Below are 11,274 nucleotides of genomic sequence, written 5' to 3'. Positions count from 1 at the left end.
CCGTGACACTGTCCTGCTTGGAGCCGAAACTGATCACCGGCAGGAGGTCCTCGACCTGGCCGAACATGCGTTTTTCGATGACTTCCCGCAGCTTTTCGTAACTTGTCCACGCCGGGTTGCGGCCATGGTTTCTTGCACGGGCGCGCAGGGTGAATTTCACCACCTCATTGCGGAAGTCCTTGGGATTGGCGATGCCGGCCGGTTTTTCGACCTGTGAAAGCTCGTTGTCCAAAACCTCGCGGTTGAGGATCTGGCCTGTGTCGGGATCCTTGTAGTCCTGGTCTTCGATCCAAGCGTCGGCATAGGCGATGTAGCGGTCGAAAAGGTTCTGGCCGTACTCGCTGTAGGATTCCAGATAGGCTTTCTGGATCTCATGGCCGATGAATTCGGCATACCGCGCGGCCAGCTCGGACTTGATGAACTCCAGATAGGCGGCTTCCGTCTCCTTCGGAAACTGTTCGCGCTTGATTGCCTCCTCCAGGATGTACATGAGATGCACGGGGTCGGCGGCCACCTCTTCGGTGTCGTAGTTGAAGGTCTGCGACAGGATCTTGAAGGCAAAGCGCGTGCTGACGCCTGCCATGCCCTCATCTACGCCGGCGGCGTCCCGATATTCCTGAACCGACTTTGCCTTGGGGTCGACTTCCTTGAGGTTCTCGCCATCATAGGCGCGCATCTTGGTGTAGAGCGGCGAATTGTCGTGCTCGGCCAAGCGGGTCGAGACGGTAAACCGGCTGAGGATGTCCAGCACCTCTGGAGCGCAGGGACTGGCGGCCAATTCGCTCTCCCGCAACAGTTTCTCGTAGATCTGCCGCTCTTCGGTTATCCGCAGGCAATACGGCACCTTGACGACGAGGATGCGATCGAGAAAAGCCTCATTGTTCTTGTTGTTCTTGAACTGCAGCCATTCCGACTCGTTGGAATGGGCCACGATGATCCCCTGGTAGGGAAAGGCGCCGAAATTTTCGGTGCCGTTGTAGCTGCCTTCCTGGGTAGCCGTCAGCAGCGGATGCAGGACCTTGATAGGCGCCTTGAACATTTCGACGAATTCAAGCAGGCCCTGGGTGGTCCGGTTCAGTCCACCGCTATAGGAATAGGCGTCCGGATCGGACTGGCTGAAGTTTTCCAATTGCCGGATGTCCACCTTGCCGACCAGGGCCGAGACGTCCTGATTGTTCTCGTCGCCGGGCTCGGTCTTGGCGATGCCGATCTGGCGCAGTCGCGACGGCATCAGCTTGACGACGCTGAACTTGGAAATGTCGCCGGAAAGTTCGTCGAGGCGCTTGGCCGCCCATGGCGAAATGAGCCCATTCAAGCGGCGTCGTGCAATGCCGTATTTATCCTCCAGCAGGTCGCCCATGCGATCGGGATGGAAAAGGCCAAGCGGCGATTCGAAAACCGGGCTGACCTGGTTGCCGACCTTCAGCGTGTAGATCGGGCGCTGTTCCATCAACTTCTTCAGCCGCTCGGCAAGGGAGGATTTGCCGCCGCCCACCGGGCCGAGCAAATAGAGGATTTGCTTGCGCTCCTCGAGCCCCTGGGACGCATAGCGAAAATAGCCGGCGATGCGCTCGATTGTATCCTCCATGCCGTAGAAATCGGCGAAGGAGGGGTACACTTTCAGGGTCCGGTTGGAGAAAATACGGCCGAGCCGCTCATCCTTGCTGGTGTCGACCAGGTTCGGCTCGCCGATCGCCTCGACCATCCGTTCAGGCGCCGAGGCATACATCGACTTGTCCTCGCGGCAGGCAAGGAGATATTGCTGGATGCTGATCTCTTCCTGCGCCGCGTTGGTGTAAATTTCCGAAAAGAGATCGAAGACGTCAGACTGGTTCTCTCGCATGATGCTTTTGCCCTCGGAGCCGCTGTGGCTTCCATTCGGCTCGTCTCGCATTCAACTGCCGGGGGGCACCGTTTGTTCCCTTCATGTGAAGAGGTGGCCGCGATCTTAAGGATTGAGGCTACTCCGCGAGACCAAAGCGCTCGTTGCGGAGCCGTATTCAGCGGGTAGCGGGTGTGTTGCGAACCCCTGACTGGACGGCTGGGGCGGCCGCGTGCAGTCTTGCCTTGCCAGGAGACAATGATGATCGATCGACGAAGCCTGATCATGGCCTCCATGGCGGCGATGCTGCCGTTGGAAGCGTCGGCCGCGTGGAAAACACGCCGGCCCACGCCAGAAACCTTCGACTACGGGCCGGCCAAGCTCGACATCTACGCGCCCGATGGTGCAACCGGCCTGCCGGTCGTGTTTTTCGTTCATGGCGGCACCTGGCAGTTTGGCAAACGCAGTCAGGTGGACGCCAAACCGGCCTTCCTGCTCGCCAACGGCTTCTGCTTCGTCTCCATCGATTACCGCATGCTGCCGCAGGCCAATGTCGCCACCCAGGCTGGTGACGTCGAAAAGGCCTATGCTTACATCAGGGCCAACATCGCCCGGCATGGCGGCGATCCCAACCGCATCGTCGGCATGGGCCATTCGGCCGGCTGCCATCTGGTTGCGCTGACCGGCATGCGCGGCGGATTGCCGGGCATAGCCGCGCTCATCCTCGACGACACCAGGGCCTATGATCTTGCAGCACTTGCCAAGAATGGCGGTATGGTCCGGGCCTATGCCCGCGTCTTTTCCGATCCCGCGCAATGGGCGGCACTTTCGCCGGCCAGCTATGTCGACGGCCGCAAGCACCCGCCGACTTTCATCGCCTATTCGCGGGCATCGGGCCGGAGCGAGGACTCCAGGGCCTTTGCCGAGCGCCTGCGATCGACGGGCACCAAGGTTACGCTGTTCGACGGCAGCGCCTATACGCATATGTCGATCAATCGCGATTTCGGCGAGGAGGGCGACGCGCTGACCGCGGCCGCGCTGGCATTCCTGAAATCGACGGTTGGCTGATCTTTACGGCACTGGATTAGATCAAAAGTAGCGGCAAGACATTGCTGCAGGTGCTCGCGGGTGCAACTGCTCTGCGATCTTGAGCGGGAGGGAATTGCATGAACGGCGCCGATGTCCTGTGTGACGTGCTTCTGGCCAATGATGTGACGGTCTGCTTCGCCAATCCCGGCACCTCCGAAATGCACTTCGTTGCAGCGCTTGACCGCAAGCCGAAAATGCGTTGCGTGCTCGGGCTGTTCGAAGGCGTGGTGACGGGTGCCGCCGATGGCTATGCGCGGATGACCGATCGGCCGGCCGCGACGCTGCTGCATACCGGTCCCGGCCTGGCCAACGGGCTGGCCAACATGCACAATGCCCGGCGTGCCTTCAGCCCGATGATCAACATCGTCGGCGACCACGCCTCTTACCATCTGCCGCTCGATGCCCCACTCACCAGCGATATCGAGAGCCTTGCGGCGCCGATGTCCAACTGGGTCGGCCGCGTCAAGGGTCCGGCCGATGTCGTGCCGGCAGCTGAAGCGGCCTTTCGCGCCTCGCTGACACCACCCGGCGTCGCGACCCTGATCCTGCCGGCGGATGCCGCCTGGGGCGAAGTCGAGGCGGTTTTGCCCGGCAAGGTGACGTTGGCGCCGACGCCGGCCGTCGATATGGACGCGGTACGCAAGATCGCCGCGGCGATCCGTGCCGCTCCGGGCCGGGCCGGCATGATCGTTCGCGGAAAGGCCGCGCGCGCCGATGCGCTCGCCATCGCCGGGCAGATCTCGACGGGCAGCGACGTCCGGCTGTTCGGCGAGGTTCTGATCGCACGGATGCAACGCGGGCGCGGGCGTGTCGCGCCGACCCGCATCCCCTATCCGGTCGATGCGGCGATGGCTGTGCTGAGCGACGTCGATGTTCTGATCCTGGTCGGCGCAAAGGAGCCGGTTGCCTTCTTCGCCTATCCGGGAAAACCGGGACGGCTTGTCCGGGAAGGCTGCGAGGTGCTGACATTGGCCGCCCATGGCGACGATCTGCATGCGGCGCTGGAGGCGCTTCGCGACGAACTTGGCATCAAGCCGTCGCGACACAAGGTGCTGGCGGCCGCTTTTCCCGACGAGGCAACGCCGAACGGCAAGCTGACGGAAGATGCCGTCGCACTTTCGGTGGCGCGCAAACTGCCGGCCGATGCGATCGTCTGCGATGAAGCGGTCACCTCGGCCAGGCGTTTCTTCGCGCTGTCGGCCTTTGCCGCGCCGCACGACTACATGATGGGCACGGGCGGATCGATCGGTGGCGGCATCCCGATGGCGACCGGGGCGGCAATCGCCTGTCCCGACCGCAAGGTGGTCAATCTCGAAGCCGACGGCAGCGGCATGTACACGGTGCAGGGATTGTGGACGCAGGCGCGGGAAAAGCTCGACGTGGTGACGATCGTGTTTTCCAACCGAACCTATGCGATCCTGCATGGCGAGATGAAGAATGTCGGCGTCGGCGCCATCGGCGAGAACGCCAGGCGCATGCTCGACCTCGACCATCCCTCGCTCGACTGGGTATCGCTGGCCAAAGGCATGGGCGTGGAGGCGGCTCGCGCCGATACGTGCGAGCGCTTCGACGCGTTGCTGGACAGTGCGCTGTCACGGCGCGGGCCGTTCCTCATCGAAGCGGTGCTCTGAGCGCGGGGAAGCGACCTACCAGCGGGTCTTTTCGCCGGGAGCCGCGGGTTCGATCGCCAGCGCATGCACGCCGGCCTTCAGTTCGTCGGCAAGCAGTTCGTTGACGGCGCGGTGACGGTCGATGCGGCTCATGCTGGCAAAGGCGGAAGCGACGACGCGGACGCGAAAATGCGTCTCGCCGGTGCCGTCGTAAGTGCCGTGATGGTCGGAGCCGTGATGGTGGTGGCCGGCATGGAGATGGCTCTCGTTGATGATAACCAGCCTGTCCGGCGAAAATGCCTTGTTGAGCTTGTCTTCCATGGTCGCCTGTATGGACATCGCCATCTCCCTTCACCACATATCGTTGGCGTCTCGGCCTGGAAACCGAAAATCGGTTTCGCGAGGGGCCGCCGCCGCGCAACAAAATCCGCCATTCGCCTGCTTTATGCCGCGATTCAGCGGTTAGGGCGATGATCGCGAAAATGTCAATTCTTGTTTCGCATCTGCGAACGCCCCATAAATGGGTAAGATGAAGCCGTACCCCAAATATTTCGAGAAGATTCGCGTCCGTCCCGACAAGGACGCGGAGCTGAAGTCGCACTCGCCGATCTGCCAGTGGGACGGCTGCAAGGAAGCGGGCACCCATCGTGCGCCGGTCGGGCGCATGAAGGAGGGTGAGTATTTCCACTTCTGCTTCGATCATGTGCGCGAGTACAACAAGGGCTTCAACTACTTTTCCGGCGTGCCGGACACCGAGGTCGCGCGCTTCCAGAAGGAAGCCATGACCGGGCACCGGCCGACCTGGAAGATGGGCGCCAACGGGGCCTCGACCCGGTCGTCGCCCGATATGGCCCAGATGCGCTCCGGCCGCGCCGGCTACTATAACCGCATGCGCGACCCGTTCGACCTGTTCAAGGGACCCAAGGATCCGCGCGAGGCGCGCGAGCGCAAGGCCAAGCCGCTTGAGGCCAAGGCGCTGGAAACGCTTGGTCTTGATACAAAGGCGACTGGCAAGGAGATCAAGGCGCGCTATAAGGAACTGGTGAAACTACACCATCCGGATGCGAATGGTGGCGACAGAGGTTCGGAAGACCGGTTCCGCGATGTGCTGCAAGCCTATCGCGTGCTCAAACAGGCGGGCCTGTGCTGAGCGACCATACGGTTCGTGTCGTTTTCCAACTTTCATAAGGTTGGAAAAGGCTTTAAGACCGCCCCCGGACAAAATCGATTGCCGGCGAAATCAGACGTTTCGCCCGTGGAGACGTTGAGAGATATGAACAAGGTCGATCGCGACATCGCCAACCTGCCCGACACGACGGTGTCGGTGAAGGAGAAATTCGGCTTCGAATCCAAGATGGTGGTGCCGGCCTATTCGGTGACATCGGAGCATGTGCCCGACATCGACCCGGACTATCTGTTCGACAAGAACACGACGATGGCGATCCTTGCGGGCTTTGCCTACAACCGCCGCGTCATGGTGTCGGGCTATCACGGTACCGGCAAGTCGACCCATATCGAACAGGTAGCCGCCCGCCTCAACTGGCCCTGCGTGCGCGTCAACCTCGACAGCCATGTCAGCCGTATCGATCTCGTCGGCAAGGACGCGATCGTGGTCAAGGACGGGTTGCAGATCACCGAATTCCGCGACGGCATCCTGCCCTGGGCCTACCAGCACAATGTCGCGCTGTGCTTCGACGAGTATGATGCCGGCCGTCCGGATGTGATGTTCGTCATCCAGCGCGTGCTGGAATCGTCAGGCCGGCTGACGCTGCTCGACCAGAGCCGGGTTATCCGCCCGCATCCGGCCTTCCGGCTGTTTTCGACCGCCAACACGGTCGGCCTGGGCGACACCACCGGCCTCTATCACGGCACCCAGCAGATCAACCAGGCCCAGATGGACCGCTGGTCGATCGTCACCACGCTGAATTATTTGCCGCACGACAATGAAGTCGCCATCGTGCTGGCCAAGGCCAAGCACTATCGCGACGGCAAGGGCAAGGACATCGTCAACAAGATGGTGCGCGTCGCCGACATGACGCGCTCGGCCTTCATCAACGGCGATCTGTCGACCGTGATGAGCCCGCGCACGGTGATCACCTGGGCAGAGAATGCCGAGATATTCGGCAATATCGGCATGGCGTTCCGGCTGACCTTCCTCAACAAGTGCGACGAACTGGAGCGCTCGGTGGTGGCCGAGTTCTACCAGCGCGCCTTCGGCGAGGATCTGCCCGAGAGCGCCGCCAACGTGGTGCTGGGCTAAGACCGCTCCATGGGAACGACCCACCGGACGTTCCTATGGAGTCTTGTATTCCTCTGCTTTGGTCTCAGTCAGGCAGCCATGGCCCAGAACCAACCACTCAAACCTGGGCAGACTTGGACGTATCACGGCGCGACACCAGTATCCTCGCGTGTGATCATAGGCGCTGTCGATTATCTGGAAGGCGAAAGTCAGCCGATCGTATCGATCTCAGTCTCTGACGCGCCGATACCTAATGACGGAAAGCAGCTGCAAACAATCCCTCACCTCCCTGTAGCGGCTGACGTACTGAGAGAAAGTCTGGTTGAACTTGAGGGTGTTCGTCCAATTCCCGACGGGTTTGACCACGGATACAGTCATTGGAGACAGGCATATGACAGTGGGAAAGGCGGCTATTTTACGATCTCGGTCGAAGAGATTATCGGCCTCCTGCGCACTCAGCTTGGCCAGCGGCCAGCGGTACAATAGAGATAGATGATGGCGGGTCCGGGCGACAACACGCGCAACAAGTCGAAGACGGGCTCTGAAGCCGACAGCTTCAAGCGTGCCGTCACCGTCTGCATGCGCGCCATTGCCGGCGACAAGGAACTGGAAGTCGGTTTCGCCAAGGACCGGCCGGCGCTCGCCGGCAGCCGCGCGCGCTTGCCGGAGCTGCCCAAGAAGGCATCGAAGACCGATATCGCGATCACCCGCGGCCTCGGCGATTCCATGGCGCTGAAGCGCGCCTGCCATGATGTGCGCATCCACACCAAGCTGGCGCCGGAAGGCAAGGCGGCCCGCGCCATCTATGACGCGGTCGAGCAGGCCCGCGTCGAGGCGATAGGCTCACGCGCCATGCAGGGCGTCGCCGACAATATCGGCTCGATGCTGGAGGACAAATACGCCAAGGCCAACCTCGTCGACATCAAGGACAAGGCCGACGCGCCGATCGAGGAAGCTCTTGCCCTGATGGTGCGCGAGAAGCTGACCGGCCGTCCGATCCCGAAAAGCGGCGAGCGGCTGGTCGAACTTTGGCGCCCCTGGGTCGAGGAGAAGGCCAAGGCCGACCTCGACGGATTGTCGGCCAAGCTCGGCGACCAGCAGGCGTTCGCCCGGGTCGTGCGCGAGATGCTGGCCTCCATGGAAATGGCCGAGGAACTCGGCGACGACCAGGAGACGGAAGATTCCGAGGACAATGATGACAACCAGCCGCAAGGCGAGGAGCAGAGCGAGGAGGGCGGCGAAGAGGATTCCGGCTCCGAGCAGTCGCAGTCCGAGGATGCCGAAGCTTCCGCCGATGACGAACAGTCGGCCGAGACGGAAGCCTCCGACGCCACCGCCGACGATCTGTCCGACGATGACGACGCCGATGCCGAAACACCCGGCGAAGCGCGCCGCAACGACAATCCCTTCACCAATCTGCCGAAAGAGATCGACTACAAGGTCTTCACCACCGCTTTCGACGAGACGGTCGGCGCCGAGGAGTTGTGCGAAGAAGAAGAGCTCGACCGGCTGCGCGCCTTCCTCGACAAGCAGCTCGCCAACCTGTCCGGCGTCGTCGGGCGGCTGGCCAACCGCCTGCAGCGCCGGCTGATGGCGCAGCAGAACCGCTCCTGGGACTTCGACCTGGAAGAGGGCTATCTCGACCCGGCACGGCTGGTGCGGGTCGTCATCGATCCGATGCAGCCGCTGTCGTTCAAGCAGGAGCGCGACACCAAGTTCCGCGACACGGTGGTGACGCTGGTGCTCGACAATTCCGGCTCGATGCGCGGCCGGCCGATCACGGTCGCCGCCACCTGCGCCGACATATTGGCGCGCACGCTGGAGCGCTGCGGCGTCTCGGTCGAGATCCTCGGCTTCACCACGCGGGCGTGGAAGGGCGGGCAGGCGCGCGAGAAATGGCTGAAGGACGGCAAGCCGCCGAATCCTGGCCGGCTCAACGATCTGCGCCACATCATCTACAAATCGGCCGACCATCCGTGGCGGCGGGCACGGCGCAATCTCGGCCTGATGATGCGCGAAGGCCTGCTCAAGGAAAATATCGACGGCGAGGCGCTGCTGTGGGCGCATAACCGGCTGATCGCCCGGCCCGAGCAGCGCAAGATCCTGATGATGATCTCGGACGGCGCGCCGGTCGACGATTCGACGCTGTCGGTCAATCCGGGCAATTATCTCGAACGCCATCTGCGCGCCGTCATCGAGCTGATCGAGACGCGTTCGCCTGTGGAACTCTTGGCCATCGGCATCGGCCACGATGTCACGCGCTACTACCGCCGCGCCGTCACCATCGTCGATGCCGAGGAGCTGGCTGGCGCCATGACCGAGCAGCTGGCTTCGCTGTTTGCCGAGGAAAGCGCGAAGGATACGCGGCGCGGCGGTGGTATGCGGCGCGCCGGATGATCTCCAGGCGCGGCGGCTTTCAGCAGACGCTTTTCGCCGCCATCGCCCTGCTTTCCGGTGTGGCTTCGGCGGCAGCCGGTTCGCCCGACTCTGGTTCTGTCGAACCGGTCGAAATCTCGGCCCGCCCGATCACCGAATTTCACATTGGCCGTGCCGACAAGCAATTCGGCCCTTTCGAATTCGTCGGCGGGCTGGAGATGACCTCGCCGACAGCGCGCCGAAATCGCGTGTCGGCCTTCCGCTTCCTGAAGGCCGGCGGTGACTTCATCGGCGTTGCCGACACCGGCTTCTGGTTCTTCGGCACGGTGGTCCGCGACGCGGAAAAGCGGCCCTCCGGCATCCAGAATTTCCGCATGCAGCAGATGGTCGACGAGACCGGTCGGCCGATCGACAGGAAATGGGAGGTCGATGCGGAAGGCCTCGCGGTCAAGGACGGCATTGCCACCGTCGGCTTCGAGCGCAGCCACCGCGTCGCCCAGTTCAAGATCGACGCCAACGACATGAAGGCGCCGTTCAAGCCGCTGGATTTCGTCGTTCCGGCCCAGGAGCTGCGCCAGAATCGCGGCTTCGAGACCGTCACCCACGCCAATGCCAACGGTCAGCATGAGGGCGGCCTGGTCGTGGTCTCCGAAAAGAGCCTCGACAAGGCCGGCAACATCTATGCCGCCATCATCGAGGGGCCGCACAAGGGCGTCTTTACTGTCAAGCGCAACGGCGATTTCGACATCACCGACGGCGCCTTCCTGCCGGATGGCGATCTGCTGCTTCTGGAGCGCAGTTTCTCGATGGCGAGGGGCGTCAAGATGCGGCTGCGGCGCATCTATGGCGAAAGCGTCGAGAAGGGCGCGGTCGCCGACGGGCCGGTGCTGCTGGAGGCCGACATGGGCTACCAGATCGACAATATGGAAGGGCTCGACGTCTGGACCCGCGACGACGGCGCGCTGATGGTGTCGCTGATCTCCGACGACAACCACTCGATCCTGCAGCGCAACCTCTATCTGGAATTCATCCTGCACCAGGATTGAGCCCGCCGGCTTTACGTCTTGGTGGCGATCCAGATGATATGGCGCGCGCCGCGCTTGCCGTTGGCGCGCGTACTGACCTCTTCGACCCCGAAGCCTGCCTGCTTCAGCCGCCGCGTGAAGCCGATGTCGGGGCCTTGCGACCACACCGCCAGCACGCCGCCCGACTTGAGGGCGCTGCGTGCGGCTGCGAGGCCCTGCAGGCTGTAGAGCGCGTCGTTGGATTTGTGGACGATGCCTTCCGGGCCGTTGTCGACATCGAGCAGGATGGCGTCCCAGGCCGCGGGCTGCCAGCGTATCAGCTGCCCGACATCGGTCTCCTGAATGGTGACGCGCGGATCGTCGAGACAGCCGCCAAAGATTTCGGCCATCGGACCGCGCGCCCAGGCGACAACGGCCGGCACCAGTTCAGCGATGACGATTCCGGCATCATTGGCCAATTCTGTAAGCGCGGCGCGCAAGGTAAAACCCATGCCAAGCCCACCGATCAGGATTGTTGGATGGCTATGGCCGGCAATCCGCCCGCAGGACAGTTTTGCCAGCGCTTCCTCGGAACCGCTGAGGCGGCTGTTCATGAGCTCGTTGGTGCCCAGCATGATCGAGAATTCGGTGCCGCGCCGCTTGAGGCGAAGTTCTTGTCCGCCGTCTGGGGTCTTCGCTGAATCGAGCTGGATCCACGGGATCATGATCTTTGTCCGACCAGGATCTTTTCCGAAAACGGGGTCCCACTTTTCGGGATCATGGTTTAAGCCGCAACCGCGGGCTGGCTCCAGCGGGCAGCGAGCAACCGGTAGGGTATGAGTGCGACGACGGCGATGATCAGTTTCACCGAGAGATCACCAAGCGCCCAGGAGATCCAGCGCATCGCCTCGACATGGAAGACGCCCATCAAGGGTGCGTTTTCCAACGCAAAGCCGTCGTTTGGTCCGGCGAAGGCAAAGGCAGCCGAGAAAGCGACGGTGAAGAACACGGCGGTGTCGAACACCGACCCGACCAGCGTGCCGATGATCGGCGCCCGCCACCAGCTCTGCCGGCGCAGCCGGTTGAACACGGTGACATCGAGCAGTTGCGCGGAAAGGAACGCCGCGCCGGACG

At 62.6% G+C, this 11,274-nt stretch carries 10 protein-coding genes; 6 read left to right on the top strand and 4 right to left on the bottom strand.

All coding sequences use genetic code 11. The features are described from left to right. Window positions 1-1,843 (bottom strand): PrkA family serine protein kinase (locus EN994_RS05265; RefSeq protein ID WP_127307425.1); only part of this gene is annotated, 1,843 nt, incomplete at its 3' end. A 240-nt stretch (window positions 1,844-2,083) separates the two neighbouring features. Between EN994_RS05265 and EN994_RS05260 the strand changes: the two genes are divergently transcribed. Next, window positions 2,084-2,890, top strand: coding sequence for an alpha/beta hydrolase (locus EN994_RS05260; protein WP_063169111.1), 807 nt, complete (start codon window positions 2,084-2,086; stop codon window positions 2,888-2,890). Window positions 2,891-2,988: 98 nt separating this feature from the next. After that, window positions 2,989-4,542: an acetolactate synthase large subunit gene (locus tag EN994_RS05255; protein WP_063169110.1), complete on the top strand. Its 1,554-nt coding sequence runs from the start codon at window positions 2,989-2,991 to the stop codon at window positions 4,540-4,542. A 15-nt stretch (window positions 4,543-4,557) separates the two neighbouring features. On the opposite strand, the gene EN994_RS05250 is transcribed toward EN994_RS05255, so the two are convergent. Next, a complete protein-coding gene (locus EN994_RS05250; protein ID WP_063169109.1) occupies window positions 4,558-4,860 on the bottom strand; it encodes a BolA family transcriptional regulator in 303 nt (100 codons plus the stop codon). Between the two features lie 181 nt (window positions 4,861-5,041). Between EN994_RS05250 and EN994_RS05245 the strand changes: the two genes are divergently transcribed. From EN994_RS05245 to EN994_RS05225, 4 genes are all read left to right on the top strand, one after another. Then, window positions 5,042-5,671 (top strand): J domain-containing protein, encoded by a 630-nt coding sequence (locus tag EN994_RS05245; RefSeq protein WP_013529366.1) that lies wholly within the window; start codon window positions 5,042-5,044, stop codon window positions 5,669-5,671. Between the two features lie 123 nt (window positions 5,672-5,794). Further along, complete coding sequence (gene cobS, locus EN994_RS05240; protein ID WP_013529367.1) at window positions 5,795-6,781, top strand: cobaltochelatase subunit CobS; 987 nt, start codon at window positions 5,795-5,797, stop codon at window positions 6,779-6,781. Between the two features lie 471 nt (window positions 6,782-7,252). Next, window positions 7,253-9,157, top strand: a complete 1,905-nt coding sequence (gene cobT, locus EN994_RS05230; protein ID WP_181172684.1) for a cobaltochelatase subunit CobT — start codon at window positions 7,253-7,255, stop codon at window positions 9,155-9,157. Continuing rightward, on the top strand, window positions 9,154-10,182 hold the full coding sequence (locus tag EN994_RS05225) for an esterase-like activity of phytase family protein (protein ID WP_127307424.1): 1,029 nt from the start codon (window positions 9,154-9,156) through the stop codon (window positions 10,180-10,182). The genes cobT and EN994_RS05225 overlap by 4 nt, the downstream gene beginning before the upstream one ends. Before the next feature lie 11 nt (window positions 10,183-10,193). On the opposite strand, the gene EN994_RS05220 is transcribed toward EN994_RS05225, so the two are convergent. Continuing rightward, entirely contained in the window at window positions 10,194-10,865 is a 672-nt protein-coding gene (locus tag EN994_RS05220; RefSeq protein ID WP_063169106.1) for a hypothetical protein, read from the bottom strand. 59 nt (window positions 10,866-10,924) lie between these two features. Then, window positions 10,925-11,274: VUT family protein (locus tag EN994_RS05215; RefSeq protein WP_206530374.1), on the bottom strand; the 350-nt coding region annotated here is incomplete at its 5' end.

Origin of the sequence: Mesorhizobium sp. M7A.F.Ca.CA.002.09.1.1 (assembly GCF_003998555.1) — a bacterium.
Taxonomy (GTDB): Bacteria; Pseudomonadota; Alphaproteobacteria; order Rhizobiales; family Rhizobiaceae; genus Mesorhizobium; species Mesorhizobium ciceri.
The sequence above is the reverse complement of the archived record's forward strand: the minus strand, read 5'-3'. Positions and strand labels throughout refer to the sequence as shown.